18 protein-coding genes and 1 riboswitch are annotated in these 17,481 nt (G+C 45.4%); of the genes, 12 read left to right on the plus strand and 6 right to left on the minus strand.

What is annotated here, in order from left to right:
• The first annotated feature begins 45 nt into the window (after positions 1-45).
• Positions 46-1,143: a glutamate 5-kinase gene (gene proB, locus ACFODW_RS01680; protein WP_390301971.1), complete on the plus strand. Its 1,098-nt coding sequence runs from the start codon at positions 46-48 to the stop codon at positions 1,141-1,143.
• A gap of 99 nt (positions 1,144-1,242) precedes the next feature.
• On the plus strand, positions 1,243-2,490 hold the full coding sequence (locus ACFODW_RS01685; RefSeq protein WP_390302093.1) for a glutamate-5-semialdehyde dehydrogenase: 1,248 nt from the start codon (positions 1,243-1,245) through the stop codon (positions 2,488-2,490).
• 448 nt (positions 2,491-2,938) lie between these two features.
• Here ACFODW_RS01685 and ACFODW_RS01690 read toward each other — a convergent pair whose 3' ends face one another.
• Complete coding sequence (locus ACFODW_RS01690) at positions 2,939-3,442, minus strand: DUF1259 domain-containing protein (RefSeq protein WP_390301974.1); 504 nt, start codon at positions 3,440-3,442, stop codon at positions 2,939-2,941.
• Positions 3,443-3,924: 482 nt separating this feature from the next.
• Here ACFODW_RS01690 and ACFODW_RS01695 point away from each other — a divergent pair, with 482 nt between their 5' ends.
• Both ACFODW_RS01695 and ACFODW_RS01700 read left to right on the plus strand, forming a co-directional pair.
• The gene (locus ACFODW_RS01695) at positions 3,925-4,401 is read left to right on the plus strand and encodes a CarD family transcriptional regulator (RefSeq protein WP_390301976.1); all 477 of its coding nucleotides are present in this window, start codon (positions 3,925-3,927) and stop codon (positions 4,399-4,401) included.
• 252 nt (positions 4,402-4,653) lie between these two features.
• Positions 4,654-4,854, plus strand: coding sequence for a cold-shock protein (locus tag ACFODW_RS01700; protein ID WP_390301979.1), 201 nt, complete (start codon positions 4,654-4,656; stop codon positions 4,852-4,854).
• A gap of 426 nt (positions 4,855-5,280) precedes the next feature.
• On the opposite strand, the gene ACFODW_RS01705 is transcribed toward ACFODW_RS01700, so the two are convergent.
• Positions 5,281-5,976 (minus strand): hypothetical protein, encoded by a 696-nt coding sequence (locus ACFODW_RS01705; RefSeq protein WP_390301982.1) that lies wholly within the window; start codon positions 5,974-5,976, stop codon positions 5,281-5,283.
• Positions 5,977-6,300: 324 nt separating this feature from the next.
• Between ACFODW_RS01705 and ACFODW_RS01710 the strand changes: the two genes are divergently transcribed.
• On the plus strand, positions 6,301-6,495 hold the full coding sequence (locus ACFODW_RS01710; protein ID WP_390301985.1) for a hypothetical protein: 195 nt from the start codon (positions 6,301-6,303) through the stop codon (positions 6,493-6,495).
• A 283-nt stretch (positions 6,496-6,778) separates the two neighbouring features.
• On the opposite strand, the gene ACFODW_RS01715 is transcribed toward ACFODW_RS01710, so the two are convergent.
• Complete coding sequence (locus ACFODW_RS01715; RefSeq protein WP_390301988.1) at positions 6,779-7,543, minus strand: NRDE family protein; 765 nt, start codon at positions 7,541-7,543, stop codon at positions 6,779-6,781.
• Positions 7,544-7,701: 158 nt separating this feature from the next.
• On the minus strand, positions 7,702-8,169 hold the full coding sequence (locus ACFODW_RS01720; RefSeq protein WP_390301991.1) for an S-ribosylhomocysteine lyase: 468 nt from the start codon (positions 8,167-8,169) through the stop codon (positions 7,702-7,704).
• A 279-nt stretch (positions 8,170-8,448) separates the two neighbouring features.
• Between ACFODW_RS01720 and ACFODW_RS01725 the strand changes: the two genes are divergently transcribed.
• From ACFODW_RS01725 to menC, 3 genes are all read left to right on the plus strand, one after another.
• A complete protein-coding gene (locus tag ACFODW_RS01725) occupies positions 8,449-9,765 on the plus strand; it encodes an aspartate aminotransferase family protein (protein ID WP_390301995.1) in 1,317 nt (438 codons plus the stop codon).
• A 1-nt stretch (position 9,766) separates the two neighbouring features.
• Positions 9,767-11,137: a YjiH family protein gene (locus ACFODW_RS01730; RefSeq protein WP_390301998.1), complete on the plus strand. Its 1,371-nt coding sequence runs from the start codon at positions 9,767-9,769 to the stop codon at positions 11,135-11,137.
• 72 nt (positions 11,138-11,209) lie between these two features.
• A complete protein-coding gene (gene menC / locus ACFODW_RS01735) occupies positions 11,210-12,325 on the plus strand; it encodes an o-succinylbenzoate synthase (protein ID WP_390302001.1) in 1,116 nt (371 codons plus the stop codon).
• Between the two features lie 49 nt (positions 12,326-12,374).
• Here the strand turns inward: menC and ACFODW_RS01740 are convergent, their stop codons facing one another.
• Both ACFODW_RS01740 and ACFODW_RS01745 read right to left on the minus strand, forming a co-directional pair.
• Positions 12,375-13,478: a methionine biosynthesis PLP-dependent protein gene (locus ACFODW_RS01740; RefSeq protein ID WP_390302003.1), complete on the minus strand. Its 1,104-nt coding sequence runs from the start codon at positions 13,476-13,478 to the stop codon at positions 12,375-12,377.
• A 166-nt stretch (positions 13,479-13,644) separates the two neighbouring features.
• Positions 13,645-13,751: riboswitch (SAM riboswitch) on the minus strand.
• Between the two features lie 115 nt (positions 13,752-13,866).
• On the minus strand, positions 13,867-14,871 hold the full coding sequence (locus ACFODW_RS01745; RefSeq protein ID WP_390302096.1) for a sodium:calcium antiporter: 1,005 nt from the start codon (positions 14,869-14,871) through the stop codon (positions 13,867-13,869).
• Between the two features lie 177 nt (positions 14,872-15,048).
• On the opposite strand from ACFODW_RS01745, the gene ACFODW_RS01750 reads away from it, so the two are divergent.
• The 4 genes from ACFODW_RS01750 to ACFODW_RS01765 all read left to right on the plus strand — a co-directional run bounded on the left by ACFODW_RS01750 (position 15,049) and on the right by ACFODW_RS01765 (position 17,377).
• On the plus strand, positions 15,049-15,573 hold the full coding sequence (locus tag ACFODW_RS01750; RefSeq protein ID WP_390302006.1) for a 3'-5' exonuclease: 525 nt from the start codon (positions 15,049-15,051) through the stop codon (positions 15,571-15,573).
• Between the two features lie 93 nt (positions 15,574-15,666).
• Positions 15,667-15,879, plus strand: a complete 213-nt coding sequence (locus ACFODW_RS01755; RefSeq protein ID WP_390302009.1) for a YdbC family protein — start codon at positions 15,667-15,669, stop codon at positions 15,877-15,879.
• Positions 15,880-15,900: 21 nt separating this feature from the next.
• The gene (gene sppA, locus ACFODW_RS01760; protein ID WP_390302012.1) at positions 15,901-16,893 is read left to right on the plus strand and encodes a signal peptide peptidase SppA; all 993 of its coding nucleotides are present in this window, start codon (positions 15,901-15,903) and stop codon (positions 16,891-16,893) included.
• Positions 16,894-16,906: 13 nt separating this feature from the next.
• Positions 16,907-17,377 carry an RDD family protein gene (locus ACFODW_RS01765; protein WP_390302015.1) on the plus strand — a complete coding sequence of 157 codons (471 nt, stop codon included), beginning with the start codon at positions 16,907-16,909 and terminating at the stop codon, positions 17,375-17,377.
• The last annotated feature ends 104 nt before the right edge of the window (positions 17,378-17,481 follow it).

Here is a 17,481-nt window from a genome sequence, read left to right on the forward strand (position 1 = left end):
TAACGGGACTTTTATTTACAAAATACTAAATCAGGAGTAATCGTCATGAAGAAAAAACGTATTGTAGTGAAAATTGGCAGCAGTTCTTTAACAAATGCCAAGGGAGAAATCGACGAGGAAAAACTGGATGATCATATTTGTGCATTGGCAGAATTACGGAAGGAAGGCCATGAAGTCATACTGGTCTCATCCGGAGCAGTAGCGGCTGGGTTTGCCAGGCTTGGATATTGCTCACGGCCTGTTACCATTAAAGGAAGGCAGGCGGCGGCAGCCATCGGGCAGGGGCTGTTGGTCCAGACATATAATGAGAAGTTGGCGGAGCATAAGCTTACACCAGCACAATTGCTGCTGACCCGGCATGACTTTTCCAATCGGGACCGGTATAAGAATGCAGTGGCGACCACCACGGAGTTGCTGGAGCGGGGTGTCATCCCGATCATCAATGAAAATGACACAGTGTCTGTAGATGAACTGACTTTCGGAGATAATGATATGCTTTCCGCTTTGGTGAGCGGTTTTGTGCATGCCGACCAGTTGATCATACTCACAGATATTAATGGGCTGTATAATGGAAATCCGCGTACCAACCCTTCAGCAATCAAATATGACTCTCTAGAGGAAGTAACGGACCTAATGATCCAGGGGGCGGATGCCAACGGATCAAAAGTAGGAACGGGCGGCATGAAGTCGAAGCTGCTTGCTGCCAAAACGGCCATGTCCCTTGGTGTCCCTGTGTTCATCGGTACAGGGAAGGGAAGCAGGAAGCTCGTGGATGTATTGGAAGGACACGGGGATGGCACATATATTGCCAACCAGTCACTGAAACCGGTCAATATCCGCAAGCAGTGGATTGCCCTTCATTCCAATCCCAATGGAGTTATCTATGTAGATCAAGGGGCCGAAGAGGCGATCCTCTATAACGGGAAGAGTCTGCTGCCTGCCGGAGTGTTCAAGGTGAAAGGGACCTTCCAGAAAGGGGATGTGGTTCAGGTGCATGGGACAAACGGGCTGATTGGCAAAGGGGAAATCAGCTGCTCGTCCGATGAACTGAAAAAGGTGCTGGAAAATAAAGAGGAGCATCATACCCGCAGTATCGTTTCATTTGTAGAAGTCATCCATCGGGAAGGATGGGTTCAAGTATAAAGGAAAGCCAACCGGGAAAGCTCCAGCGATTCTTTTAGCAAGGAATCTTCCCGGTAAATTTTCAATCATACCGAAGGAGGAGATCTCATGGAAAAAATATTGTCAGAAGTGCAGACAAAAGGCAAGGCGGCCAAGGCAGCCAGTTATGAACTGATGGGTATAACGACAGCCGAAAAGAATCATGCGCTTGAATTGATAGCCGGTCAACTGCAGGCGGACCAGTCCTATATTCTGGAGGAAAATGCCAAGGACATTGAACAGGGGAAGGATAGGGGGCTTTCCGATTCCATCCTTGACCGCATCATGCTGAGTGAAGCAAGAATCAAAGATATGGCCGATGCCATCCAAATGCTGGTGGAAATGAATGATCCCATCGGTGAAGTGTTGGAAACCATTGAAAAGGAAAATGGGCTGTCCATTCAGAAGCAGCGGGTGCCGATCGGGGTGGTGGGCATGATTTATGAGGCAAGGCCGAATGTTACCATCGATGCAGCCACCCTGTCTCTGAAGACGGGAAATGCGGTGGTATTGCGCGGCAGCTCTTCCGCCAAGTTTTCTAATATTGCCCTGGTGAAATCGATCCATACCGCTCTGGAAAAAAGCAATCTGCCGGTGGATGCCGTCCAACTGATTGAAGATACGGACAGAGAGACGGCCAAGGAGCTGTTCCGGTTGAATGATTACTTGGATGTCTTGATTCCACGTGGTGGGAAAAATCTGATCGATACAGTCGTACGTGAATCCTCCGTCCCTGTTATTGAAACAGGTGCCGGCAACTGTCATATCTATATAGATGAATCGGCAGACAAGAAAATGGCGCAAGAAATTGTTCTGAATGCCAAATTGCAGCGCCCATCCGTCTGCAACGCCATCGAGTCACTCCTTGTCCATTCGAACTGGTTTAAGGAAAACGGCAAGGATTTGTTGGAGAAGCTCGCGGAAAAAGATGTGCAGATATACGGGGATAAGACGGTTACAGAGGCTTTCTCCAAGGCAGAACTGGCAACAGAAGAGGATTGGCATGCCGAATACCTTGGCCTGACGATCAGTGTGAAGCTCGTAGATGATACGAAGGAAGCCATCGACCATATTAATACATATGGTACGAATCACTCCGAAGCCATTCTGACAGAGGAAGAAGGAAATGCGGCAATGTTCCTGCAGGGTGTTGATGCAGCAGCCGTATACCATAATGCTTCTACCCGATTTACGGACGGCTCGGAGTTCGGCTATGGGGCAGAAATCGGAATCAGTACGCAAAAACTGCATGCGAGAGGGCCAATGGGACTACCTGCTCTAACTTCCAGCAAGTTTTTCATCAAGGGAAGCGGCCAGATCAGGAATTAATAGAAGGTCGGCATACGCGAGTAGTTTCGTTCCGGTGTGGAACTATACGAATAATATACAAATCCGGAGACCAGATTCTATGCGATCTGGTCTCTTATTTTTTCCTTATATCAACTATTATCGGTTGGTAACATATAAATTAGCACATGAATTCGCAGCCCAACTAACATAATGACAACAGCCGTTGTGAACGTGCCAATGAACACGTTAAGTGTGTTTCTATTTTCTGTGTTAATGTTAATAATTTCATATTAATATAAACACAAAGATTGTGAAGGACTGTACTTAAACTACGAGACAGTACAGTGTAATGAGGGACTATTGTATTTTTGTCAAAAAAAGAGTCGGAGTTAAGTTCAATTCCGACTCTTGGAAGTTTGGGGCCATACTATTGTTCAATAAATAATTGCCCCCTCTATTATGAAAAGAGGGGCAAAAATAAAAGACGTTACAAAACCCGGAATGCTTTAGCTGTTTTTTCAGCAAATTCAAGTGGTGGTTCAACTGATTCCCAGTGTATATACATTAGCCTTGGGTCCTCAAATAACCAGTGGTTGTGTAAAGCAGTTACAATCAGATCTTGTTTACGGAGAGCGCTAATGAATTCTTGTGTTTCATCTTGTAGAATCACTGTTTCACCAAGGTTTAGTGCATTCCCACGGCTATCCACGTCCTCAAATGAAAAAAGAGCCGCAATTGCTAATGGTGAATTGGTTTCTCTATTTAATATGGTTGGATTTAACTCAGATCTAATGCGTGTAGCTACACAAACATCATTAACAATTTCATGACTATCCGCTTCTAGGATATCAGCAAATTGTTCACATAAACTTTCTAGGTCTTTCGTGTGGTGATGTTTGTGATGGCGTTTATGGCGCTTGGATGTTTTACTATGCTTGAGGCGATTCTTTAAGAAATCTTCTAAATCCCTATTTCTGATTTTTCTATACATAACCTATTTTCCTCCTTTCATTTTTAGCATATGGGGGGAATAGAAAGCTTGTTTGTGTCAAAGTACCTGAATACAACAAATAGTAAGATTTGTGCTTCAGCTTATAAATTGTGAAGTTATGTATCCTTTAAAATACAAATGGGACATTAAAATTAATTGGAATAAGAAAAACGTCATGGTTTACTGCGGAATAGACTGATACTGTGCAATAAACGTTTTTGTTTTCAAGTGACTTTGTGAAAAAGTGATGGGACTGGTTTAGTCGTTTTTAAGGGAAAGTTGATCTACGTAAATTAGTAGAGGTTCTAGAATATATGCGGGGAAATCAACTTTCTTTTATTGATAACCCGACACGATTCCACTTATTTTTTCGTTTTTATTATTTTGAAGGAAAATTGGTTGACTGCAAAGATTAAATTATGATATTATTAAAATTTTGATAAAACCAACATGTATGTTAAGCTTAATAAGGTTACACATATATGGAGGTGGTTTTTTTGTTTGAAATTGGCGATAACATCGTTTATCCAATGCACGGAGTAGGTATAATTAAAGCCATAGAAGAAAAGGAAGTTTCAGGGGAAAAACAACAATATTATGTCATAAACATGTTAATCAGTAATATGCAAGTGATGATTCCTACGGGTAAAATATTGAATTCAAGTATACGCCCAGTTACTGACATAATTGCATTAAAACACCTCATACACATTTTTCAGCATGGAGAATCAGATAGATTGCTGCCGTGGAAACAAAGGTATAAAGTGAACACGGATAAATTAAAAACAGGTAAAATACAAGAAGGCGCTGAAGTTGTACGTGATTTAATGCGTTTGAAGAAAGAGAAGGCGCTTAATTCAAGCGAAAAAAAGATGTTTGATAACGCACATGAATCTTTGATTAGTGAATTAAGATTAATTAAAGGGATCACTAAAAATCAAATAAAAATTTTCTGTTAAGGTTAATTATAGATAATGCATTGCATCTCCCAAAAATACCCTCAATTTTCTGGGGATATTATTATTAAAGGGAAATCATTTAAAAGACAGTATCTTTTTTGAGTGACACGTGCTATACTATGAATAACTTAATTGTTCGTGCTAGCAATACAAGATCTATGTCATAGTCCTACAATGTATATCATCGTCTTGAATTATTATCAGAACAACCAAAGTAATACACGTGCACTATGCACAACGGAGGAATTTCATATGAACACAGGTACAGTAAAATGGTTTAACGCAGATAAAGGTTTTGGATTTATCGAAGTTGAAGGTGGAGACGATGTATTCGTACACTTCTCAGCAATTCAAGGCGAAGGTTTCAAAACATTGGAAGAAGGTCAATCAGTTTCTTTCGACATCGAAGAAGGTAACCGTGGACCACAAGCAGCTAACGTTGTTAAACAATAATTAATATAATTGGTGAAAAGTTCTTCTGTCACAGAAGGGCTTTTTATTTTTTTGCCGTTAAATATGTATGGGGGGTTATATATACTTGTTTTTATCAATAATTTGTTATCATACTTGAGCAGGTGTGCCTATTTGGCATTATATATGACATTTATTGTTCCTCAACACGGACTAAAGCACCGCTCACTCGGTCGCCAGCACCGCCCACACGGGCACCAGCAATACTCAAATAAGGACTAATTATAACAGTTTGAAATGTATACAGCATGGCGATAGTTGAAAATTGTTGTTTTTAGGACATCCCAAGAGAGAAAATGAATAAGGAAATTAAAAGTGATATTTCCGGTGAATAAAGAATGCTGGCATTAGGACCAGCATTCAGGCTGCCGAGTCTTTCTCGACAGCTCTTTATAGGGTTCTATATTCTTAATGAAGGATGCCATTGTTCTTATCATCATCATCGACTACTTCATTAATTTTCTCTTTGGCTTGCTCTATTAGTTCATCAGTAATCATCACAACGTCTGTGTCATATTTTTCGTCCCTTGATACTTTAAATTGGAGTTTTTCTGCATATGGAGCTGATCTATTCATCATAAAAGCTGAGGTAATTTCACAATATTTTTCACGGGCTTCCTCCACACTTATTTTATCTGTAACAATGTCGTTCATTAAATTTAATGCAAGGATATTTGCAGCTTCCATATCACAACGGGAAGAAACTTCACCTCTTGTTCTCTCAACAATGACACTGCCGTCAAATTTTGCGAGTTCACTAAACTTTTCAAAGGGTACGTTATAGTTAATATAGTTCTCGATAACATCGGTATGGGGCTGTGGGAAATCATGTGGGATTTCATCACGATAGACAATGGTTCTCTTCCAAGGGCCATTGTTATACCAAATCAGCCTGCTTTCAGTAGCTTCATTAGGAGGGCCGTATTGATCTATTGTAAGATTAGCTGCTTTTTTAGACATTGCATTCCAATCCTTCACAATAGATTTGACTGTATCCATATTTGCAAAAGTTTTCGTTGTTTTTTCGGCACCACCAACTGTTTGTACTTTTAAATCACTTCTCATAGCAAGTCCGGCAGTTTTCAATTTTTCTTCTTGTTCCATAATTCCCCTCCTAAGTGTTGGTTTTATCTTTAACATATCCCAAACCCTTATTAATATAAGTAACTGATGATAGAATAAACTAATAAGGTATTGGGGGTTTTTACAGAAAAAATAGGATAAAAAAACCATAACCAGATATAATTGGAAACTTTCCTTAGATAGTTAGCGTGTACATACTTGGAAAAGAGTGGATGAAAGAAAAAATACCAAATGCCGACCACTAATCCCTCCTCGTAAATCTGTCCCTATTGGACAAAATAAGGTACGGAAAAGTGCTGCTAAAACAATGGCACTTTCCTTAGAAAATGCGAAGGAGTGATATAGATGGCTGAAAACAACAAACAGAAGCGTGACGATAGGTATGTAAATAAGAATGTAGGGAGTGGTGTAGGTGTAGCTCCTGGAGACACAATATCATCTGCTCTTGATCCATTTGGCGGGGCCGCAGCTGCAGTCGGCGAGCCGGCCGACAACAATGAGAAGAGAGGCGCCGCTGAAGACAATGATCGCTCCAAATAAAGGAGTAGACTAAGGTAAAGTCATCCTTTTACAGAAGGGGTATGGCATGGAGGCTGGGGCATAATTAAAACGTTTAACTCTAAAGGCGAACAATAAACTGCATTAGCGTAGGAAATACACGAAGACTCCAGCAGGAGGACAGGCCTAGGCGAGACAACGCAGTGCGAAGCACAAGGTGGCTCACCAGCCGCCCGCGGAAAGCGAAGTGTATTTCCGGAGAGGTTTATATCCACTAATCAAGTTCGTTCTTTCTTTTAATTGAACACTTTTGCCCCAGCCTCGTTCAAAGGATCCGGAAATCAAACCGGTTCTCTCCGGCCGAATGTCCATGCTCATAGCTCCGTTCGACGAAAGTGACATGGTTGGAATAGTCAATCAGCATTACAGTGGAAGCCCGTGTGCCATATTCCGGCATTTGGATGAACAGCGGCGACAGCTCGCGTTCCATCTGTACCCCGACACCTGTATCAGGAAGCTGTTCATCCGGAGCTTTCTCTGCATCTGAAATGATATCGAACAAAGGCTCGGGATGAAGGCTTTCATGGGATTTTACATATTCCTTCAAGTTCCTCTTTCCCTTGACCACTTTGGGCCATGGAGTGTTCAATGTATCGTTGCTCAACCCATGTGTGCCCGGCTCAATTTCTGTTATTTCATTATATACATTATGGTAGTGAAGGAGCTGCTGCGTGTCACCGGCAATCAGGTTGAAACCGGTATAGCGCTTCCGGTTTTTCTGCAAATGATGCATAAACGCTTCAGGAGACGAATCACCACTCAAATATTCTTTGACAATCTCTCCCCGGGAGATGCCGCCCACAGCCATATGCTCCGGACTGCGATAATTGGTCAACGCGGCAAAACGGCCATTTTTGGTAACGCCCAGCCATGTCCCCATTTGTTCTAAATCTCTGCCTGCAAGGATATTCGGCTCATCTTCCCAAAAATCTGCAGGGGCAGTGGGGCGCCCGTAAAATTCATCCCGGTTTGCTGCAACAATCAATGGATAGGTTGGATGAGCCTGGAAGTGGAAGTTAATCAGACACACATTTCTCGTCCCCTTTTTGGATTCAATTATATAGGCAGGCATCAGGCATATCAAAATATACGTTTCCAACCAACTGGCTTTATAAACGTTTATCCACAAAAAAGGGATACCGATCGATTGCTGATCAGTATCCCTCTAATTTTATGCTGCCGTCCTACTTACTTCCCGAATACATCTTTCCATTCTGAGCGGTGGTCAAGCATTTCACGGGCGATATCTTTAGCGCCCGCCAGGCTGTGGTTGGCCGCCCAGCCACACTGGACCTCATTGCATGCCGGAACTTCTGTCGCTTCCAATACGTCATTCAATGTCTTTTCCAATGCATCCAGGACTAAGTCATAGTCCTCCGTATTCAGGATAGCAAGGTAGAATCCTGTCTGGCAGCCCATTGGACTGATATCAAGGACATTATCCATATGATTGCGGATATTCTCGGCCATTAGATGCTCGATGGAATGCAGGCCGGCCATTTCCATATGATCCTTGTTCGGCTGTTTGAAACGGATATCATATTTATAGACTTTATCGCCATGGGCACCTTCTGTTACTCCAACGAGACGTACATATGGCGCTTTTACTTTCGTATGGTCAAGATTAAAGCTCTCCACATTCATTTTCTCTGCCATTCATAGACACTCCTTTATTATTTTTGGAAAAAATAGATTCATATTCCTCTATACTAACATATGAAAGAAAAGGGATGTACTACCTTTTTTTCGGAAAGTGCGATGCTAAAGGAATGCAGTCATGCCTTAATAAGAGAGCGCTTGCAGGTCAAAGGTCCATGGATAGGAGCCATTGGAGCTGCGCAAAAATTGTCGAAAAGGCATTGCATGTATGCATATTTTATGTATAATTATTAACATCAATTAATAAATATACGATTTTATACAGGAGGCAATCATATGTGTAAGACATCAAGAGACTGGAAAGATCTGACGGCAACCATAGGAGATTATCTGGCGCCAAGCATGGCGAAGGACCATCCCAATCTTCCTGTGGTAAAAGCGGAAGGCTGCTACTACTATGGGGTGGATGGAAAAGAATATTTGGACTTTACGTCCGGGATAGCAGTGGAGAACGTGGGACACCGCCATCCGAAAGTAGTACAGGCCATCAAGGACAGTGCCGATCATCTGATCCATGGACCTTCCGGTGTCATCATGTATGAGTCCATCCTGAAATTTGCCGAGGAACTGCAGGGCATTCTCCCCGGCAATCTGGATAATTTCTTTTTCGGAAACAGTGGAACGGAAGCTATTGAAGGAGCATTGAAGCTGGCCAAATACGTGACAGAGCGTCCGTATGTGATTTCATTTACCGGCGGGTTCCATGGAAGGACGATTGGGGCCATGAGTGTTTCCACCTCCAAAAGCAAGTACCGGAAGCATCAGCAGCCATCCTGGTTGACTTACCAGCTGCCATATGCGAATCCGCAGAACTGTCCAGAAGGGGAAGACCCTGAGGAGTACTTCCCTGAACAATTGGAAAGGGAAGCAAAAAGCTTGTTCAGCCACCAGGTGGATCCAGAGGAAGTGGCCTGCATGATTGTGGAGCCGATCTTGGGGGAAGGCGGGTATGTTATCCCACCTTCATCCTGGCTGAAGAAAATTCGGGAAATTTGTGATCGCCACGGCATTTTGCTCATCTTTGACGAGGTGCAGACTGGCTTTGGCCGGACGGGTAATTGGTTCGCATCCCAGACGTTTAATGTGACACCGGATATTATGGCGATCGCCAAAGGGATTGCAGCGGGTATGCCACTAAGTGCAACAGTTGCAAGCAAGGAACTGATGGATCAATGGCCGATGGGGGCACATGCAACTACTTTTGGAGGGAATCCAATGGCATGTGCAGCCGCAAGAGCGTCCCTGTCAGTGATGAAAGAGGAGAAACTGCTGGATAACGCCAATGCGATGGGAGAGCATGCACTTTCCAAGTTGGATGAATTGAAGCAGAAGCACGAGATGATAAAAGATGTAAGGGGAGTCGGCCTGCTGCTGGGCATTGAAATCGAACATCCCCAGACGAAGGATCCGGATGGAGAACTCGTCATGAAGATTCTCGACGGCTGCTTGGAAAAAGGGGTGCTGTTCTATTTATGCGGTAATGCCGGAGAAGTCATCCGTATGATTCCACCGCTCACCGTCACGCAAGAGCAGGTCGAGCATGGCATTGCCATTTTGGATGAGGTTTTGACAGATTTAGAAGGGGGTTTATAGGATGGAGATAAATAGTAATAAAGAATTGGCAGGAACAGGTGCCAATCCGATTTGGAAATTCCTGATCCCCTCTTTGATAGGTGTCTTGTTTTTCCTCGTCCCAATCAAAGTGGACGGGGAGTTCACCATTGGTGTCGGCATACTGGCTTCCTCTCTGCAGGGGGCATTCGGTGAAGCACTGCCTGCAGTCATCGTGGCCATATTGGGAATGTCCACCGTCATGACCACGATTGCAATTGCAGTCAAGCCGAAGTTCATGATGGACAGCCCTTTTCTGAAAGGATTATTCATTACAGGGCCGTTCGGATTTACCATGAGATTGGTTGGTTTCTTGGTCGGGATCATGACGTTGTTCGAATTCGGGCCGGAGTTCATCTGGTCCATGAATACAGGTGGAGTAGTACTGTATGATCTGGCACCTGTATTACTGACATGGTTCCTGTTCGCTGGGCTATTGCTTCCACTGCTGGTGGAGTTTGGCCTGATGGAACTCATCGGTTCGCTGCTTCAGAAAGTGATGCGTCCGATCTTCACATTGCCGGGCAGATCGTCGATTGACAGTATGGCATCTTGGATGGGGGCCGGCCCTGTCGGTGTCCTCGTAACAACCCAGCAATATAATGAAGGATTCTATTCCAAACGGGAATCCTCTGTGATCGCCACCACGTTTTCCGTATCATCGATTGCTTTCAGTCTGGTGGTTGCCAATGTGATTGGTGTCGGACATTTATTCATCCCGCTTTATCTTACAGTGGCATTTGCCTGTGTCGTCGCTGCTGTAATTATGCCGCGGATCCCGCCGCTTTCCAGAAAAAAGGATACTTATTATGAGCCGGTAGGAAAGCAGATCAATGAAGAGGTCCCAGAAGGTGTCTCTTCCATAGAGTGGGGCTGGAAGGAAGCCATGCGTAAGGCAGGAGAGGCGAAGAGCCCGATGGAACTCGTGAAAAGCGGTTCAAAGACCGTGCTCGATATATGGATGGGATTGATTCCGCTTGTAATGAGCCTTGGGGCTGCAGCCTTGATTATCGCAGAATATACACCAATCTTTGAGATTCTTTCCTATCCGCTGGTGCCAATTCTCGAATGGATGAGAATTCCGGAAGCTGCCGCGGCTGCGCCTACCATGCTTGTCGGTTTTGCGGATATGTTCCTTCCGGCAGTGCTGGGAAGCGGTATTGAGAGTGAATTGACCAGATTCGTTGTCGGTGCTCTCTCATTGACTCAAATCATTTATATGTCGGAAATCGGTGTACTCATTATGCGTTCGAATATCCCGATCAACTTCCTTGAACTGTTCATCATCTTTGTGGAACGGACCATCATCACGCTGCCGATCATTGTCTTGATTGCCCATCTTATAGTATTTTAAATATAGAAAAATAGACAGCAGTCCACATAAGGGCTGCTGTCTTTCAATGGAAAAGAATGGGAGGTCGTCGATATGGAAGTCCCGATACAGAAAATTACGATGAAGCGGCTGAAAATGCGGCTGAAGACCCCATTTGCCACCAGTTTCGGAACCATGAGGCATAAAGAATTCTTTCTGCTGGCGGCAAGTGATGGGGAGGGGAATACGGGGTATGGCGAATCGGCTGCCTTCACCGAACCTTGGTATACAGAGGAAACGGTAGAAACGACCCGCCATATGCTGGAAGATTTCCTGATTCCGATCTTGGGAGAGAATAAAGTCAGCCATCCGGATGAGGTCTCCGAGCTGTTCCGGCCAATCAGAAGGAACAACATGGCCAAGGCAAGTGTGGAAGGGGCGGTTTGGGATCTCTATGCCAAGCGAAAAGGCATACCTCTTGCCGAGGCGCTCGGGGGCAAAAAGCAAAAAATTGATGTAGGGGTCAGTCTCGGCATCCAGCCGACCGTCAAGGATACCCTCGAGGTGATGGAACAGTATTTGGAGGAGGGGTATAAGCGGATCAAGCTGAAGATAAAGCCGGGGTGGGATATAGATGTCCTAAGGGAAGTACGGCGCCGATTTCCCGAGGCACCGATCATGGCAGATGCCAATTCTGCCTATACATTGGAGGATATCGACCACCTGAAACAGCTGGATGATCTGGATCTTCTCATGATAGAACAGCCGCTTGGAGCGGATGACATTATCGACCATGCAAAACTGCAAAGAGTTATCCAGACACCTGTTTGTCTGGATGAAAGCATCACCTCGCTGGAGGATGTTAAAAAGGCCCGCGAATCGGGCAGCTGCCAGGTGATCAATATCAAGATCAGCCGTGTCGGAGGGCTGACGGAAGCCCGGAAAATCCATGATTTTTGCCAGCGGCAGGGTATCCGGGTCTGGTGCGGTGGCATGCTGGAAGCAGGTGTCGGCAGGGCACACAATATAGCGTTGACCACCTTGCCTCAATTTCTGCTTCCTGGTGACACTTCTGGATCCTCCCGCTATTGGGAAAAGGACATCATCAAGCCGGAAGTGGTAGTGACAGATGGCGAAATTTCCGTCCTCGACCGGCCGGGAATCGGCTATGAACTGGATGAGGAAGCTGTCCGGAGATTTACCATCGAGGAGAAAGTATTTGAATTATGACAGAGAAAAAATGCGATCATCCCAAGCGTAAGGGGTGATCGCATTTTTTTTACAGTCTATTAAGTGCCTGGTCGAGATCCTCTATCAAGTCTTCGGCGCGTTCGATCCCGATGGAAAAGCGGAGCAGTGTATCGGTGATGCCGCGGCTTTCTCTTTCTTCTTTAGGTATCTCTGCATGTGTCTGGGTAGCTGGATAGGTGATAAAACTCTCTACACCGCCCAGACTTTCCGCAAACGTAATCAGTTCGAGATTTTGTAGCAGTGGATCGACCCAGTCACTGTTTTTCAGCCGGAAGGACAGCATTCCGCCTTTGCCCGGATACAATACGTTTTCTACCGCGGTGTGGCCCTCCAAGAATTCTGCAATCTTTCTGGTATTCTCCTGATGGCGGTCCATCCTCAGTGAGAGTGTCTTCAGGCCGCGCATAACGAGCCACGAATCGAAGGCGGACAATACAGCACCAGAGGTATTATGCAAAACAGCCAGTCTTTCACATAGCTCCTCTCCCTTGGCCGCAACCAAGCCTGCAAGAACATCATTATGGCCGCCGATATATTTGGTGGCACTATGAATGACAATATCTGCCCCCAATTCAATCGGACGCTGCAGATAAGGGGTTAGGAAAGTATTGTCCACGATCAGCAGCAAATCATGGCGTTTGGCCAGTTCGGCGACTTCTGTAATATTGATTTCCTGCATCAATGGGTTGGTCGGAGTTTCCAGGAAAATTGCTTTCGTTTTATCCGTGACCAGTTCTTCTGTTTCTTCTTCAATGCTCGTAAATGGCATATAGCGGGTAATGATGTCATATGCCTTCTCATACTGCTCCAAGATACGATAGGTGCCGCCGTATAAGTCGTCAGGTGCGATGATTTCGTCGCCGGAACGGAAGAGGGAAAGAACCAGCTGGATCGCAGACATGCCGGAACTGCATGCAAATCCCTTGTCACCTGATTCCAGGTCGGCGATTCCATCTTCTAAAAGGGTGCGTGTAGGGTTTTTAGTGCGGGTGTAGTCATAGCCGGTTGATTGTCCCAGTCCTACATGCTGGTAGGCAGTCGACAAATAGATCGGTGGATTGATGGCGCCAGTTTTTTTATCACTCTTATTTCCAAGTTGTGCGAGTTTCGTTTCGATGCTCTTATGGGTCATTTCTTCATCTCCTTGATTTCTTTCTAGTCAGGCGCATAGAACTGTAGACACTGTCCGGTTTTTCGCTGGGACCGGAGGCAAGATCTTCTTTGTGCGCTGTTGGGGTGAGAATACGTCAAAGCCCCCTTCTTATCCATAAGAAGAGGGCTCGGTTTTATTGAGGCTCTTCTTATCTTCAGCACGCAAGCTTCTGGAATTGGCACAGTACTGACGGATTGCCAGTCTGCTGCCGAGGCTTCGAAGGGCCAGTCCCTCCACCTCTCTGGATAAGAAAATTCAGTATTCGATTTATTTACTACGTACAATACACCCGGTCCATGAAAAAGTCAAGATATACATGGTGTAGGAAAATTCTGCCTTTTCCTCCATCTTCTTTATGGGTGTTGCATTAACCTGCCAGGAGGTAAATGACCCCTGCTGCATAGCTGATCAGTGCCAAGGATGAAGGAAGTAGGTACGTCAGCATATTCCTTGTCCTGTCGCGTTTGATGTTAATCATGACGATCGCAGTAAGGAGGAACCCGAGCAGGGAGAGGTACAGCAGATCATCACTGGCTGCCTGCCACATATTCCCCTTGGGATAAAAGAAATCCCCTGCAGCAAGGATGGTAATGTTGAAAGCATTGCTCCCAAGCAAAGTCCCCACCGCAAGGTTCATATTGGATAATTTCAATGCGGTATATACACTTGCTGCATCCGGCAAGGAAGTTGCCAGGGCGATCATCAGACTGCCGACCGCCGTCGCACTGATGGCGGTCTGCTGGGAAATTGCGTCTCCGGTAAGCGACAACGTACTGCCGGTGATAAATATGGTTGCCGCAAAAATGAGGAAACGCCGGACGGCCTGCCCCAGCCGGGTATTTTTGTCAGGTTCCTGAACCTCTTCTTCCTGCGGGCTTCCGGAAAGCAGCTTCATGCCAAGCAAGTAGACAACGATAAGGGCCAAGCTGGTGAAGCTCAAGCCGAACAGGGAGAAGTTGAAGTTGAACCCAAGCCCAAGAGCTGTCAGTACGCAGAGCAGCAAGGCAAGGTATCCGGTATATAAATGATTATGGGAGGCTGTAAGGAAGAGGCGCTTCCGGCGGAAATGCACATCGAGCAGGAACAGGACAAATATATTGAAGAGTATGCTCCCCACTCCATTACCGATGACAATATCAGCATTGCCAATCACACTTGCAGAGATGGTTGCTGTAAGCTCAGGCAGTGAAGTGGCAACAGAGAGGAGCAGCGTTCCCGCCAGGAATCCACCTATTTTTGCCTGCTTGCTGATGATGTTGGCATATTTAGACAGCTGAGCAGCGGCAAAGACAGAAAGAATTGCTGAAATGATGAATATGACGAATAGCGTGACAGAATGGATAGGCCATCTGCTCCTTTCATGATGTCCAATACTGGTTGATAGGTTCTTTCTTCTATTTCATTCCCTATTTGCTGAAAGTATAACATCCAAAGGAGAAGCAATTTCTGGCAGCAGTTTTTGATATGGATGGGACAGAAAGCATGCCGGGCTGTTGGGATAAATGTTATCATAGGAAAAGAATACCAGCATAGAAAGGGTCCATATGTTATGAAATTCGTATCCATTGACTTTGAAACCGCCAATGAAAAACGCTTCAGTCCATGTGCAGTAGGGATCGTTGTAGCCAATCAGCATGAGATTGAGAAAGAATATTACAGCCTGATTAATCCTCTCATGCCTTTCAGCCAGTTCAACACGAGGATTCACGGAATTACGGAAGAGGATGTGGAGGAGGCGCCGACATTCGCCCAGCTATGGCCGGAGCTGAACAGCTTTCTTTCGGGGCAGCTGGTGGTCGCACATAATGCAAGCTTCGATATGAGTGTGATCCGCCAGACATTGGACCATTACAGCCTGGAATACCCAGAGATGGATTATCTTTGTACAGCGAATCTTTCCAAAAGGGTATGGCCCGACCTGATGAATCATAAGCTGAATACCGTTGCAGCACATCATGGTATGCGGTTTGAACACCATCATGCATTAGAAGATGCACGCGTGGCTGCAAAAGTATTCATGCAGGCGCTGTCCGCCTATAGAGCGGGAGGGGTTTGCTGGAAGCGTGCCGGATAACAAAAGGCAGAATCTATGAACGGGGTTATTACCCGCCTAAATCAAAGCGGCCAGCAAAAAGCAGAAGAATCTATCTATAAGGAGGGAATCAACATGGCAGACTTGAAATATGAGGTGGTGGAGACCATCGGCGTCCTATCCGAGTCGCCGAAAGGATGGAAAAAGGAACTGAACCTGATCAGCTGGAATGGACGGGAGCCTAAATACGATCTGCGTGACTGGGCCCCGGACAAGGAAAAGATGGGGAAAGGTGTCACACTGACGGAAGAGGAAATACGAAACTTAAAGGAATTATTGAATAAGTAAGGATGAAAGGAGACCATTGATATGAATACCAAACGGTGGATTGCCCTGGCCATTGCCGCAGGCCTGCTCGTGTTTTCTGTGATTTGGCAGGCCGCGGCAAGTTTTATGACGGCCGATTTTGAAGAAATCTTCAGCATGAATGACACACCATTTGAGGAAAAAGTAATTGAAGAAGGCGGTGGCGCAGGCAAAATTGCTGTGATCAATTTAAATGGGGTCATTCAGGATACGACTGGAGGAGCATTCAATACGAGCGGCTACAATCATGACAAGTTTCTTGAAATGATTGAAGCGGCAGGCGAGGATGCTATGACAGACGGAATAATCCTTCGGGTCAATACGCCTGGCGGTGGTGTGGTCGAGAGTGCAGAAATCCATGATAAAATCGTAGAAGTGCAGGAGGAGAGCGGCAAGCCTGTGTACATATCGATGGGAAATACTGCTGCATCCGGCGGTTACTACATCTCTGCACCGGCAGATAAAATTGTTGCACATCCGGCGACATTGACTGGTTCAATCGGCGTCATTATGCAAAGCATCAATATTTCCGACCTTGCCGATGATCTGGGCATTGATTTCAATACGATTAAAAGCGGCGAATATAAAGATATCATGTCCGCTTCCAGAGATATGACAGAAGAAGAACGAGACATCTTGCAAACGATAATCGACGATATGTACGGAGATTTTGTCCAGGTCATCGTGGAAGGAAGAGAGATGAGTGAAGAGCGGGTCAGGGAACTGGGGGACGGCCGTGTTTACACAGGCAGTCAAGCTAAGGAACTGGGGTTGGTTGATGATCTTGGCTCACTGACAGACACCATCGACATGATGAAGGAAGAACAGGGGCTAGAGGATCCGCAAGTCGTGGAATATCAGCCAGGGCTCGGGATTGACCAGTTTCTGGGCGGAACAGTGAAAAGCATGTTCGGTGAGGAAGCTGAACTGCACGGGATGCTCGAGCTGCTCAGGCAGACGAATGCCCCACGGGCAATGTATCTATATTCAGAATAAGGAGGCTGCAGGAATGAGTGAGGAAGAAGTAAGAAATCCGGCTGCTGCACCTGCAGCCGTCACCAGAAGATATGCAGGGTTCTGGATGAGGTTTTGGGCATATCTGGCCGATCTGCTTATTACAGCGGCTGTGAGCGGGATCCTTCTCAGTCCGCTAAGGATTTTTACGGATGCAGGAGCCGTGGAGATTGGTTATTGGACAGTGGCAGGAATACTTGGATCCATCATCTTTTATCTATACTTCCTGTTGATGACCAGATTTTTTGGGCAGACATTAGGAAAGATGATCTTCGGCCTGAAAGTCATCTCGGAAGATGGCGGAAAGTTAACATGGAGAGACTTGCTTTTCCGGGAGGTTGTGGGCAGGTTCCTGCATCGGGCATTTGCCATCTTGGCGCTTCTGTACCTGGTTGTCGCCTTCTCTCCTGAAAAGCAAGGGATTCATGATATGATCGGAAATACGAGAGTAGTATTCGCTGAATAATTGACTAGGGCCTTCCATATATTTGTGGAGGGTCTAGTTTTTTGTACAGACATAAATTATCTTGCCAATTCCATTTGACTGAATTAAAATAAAAAATAGAATAT

The sequence above is a fragment of the Virgibacillus sediminis genome (assembly GCF_042643265.1).
In the GTDB taxonomy this organism is placed as follows: Bacteria; Bacillota; Bacilli; order Bacillales; family Amphibacillaceae; genus Virgibacillus_O; species Virgibacillus_O sediminis.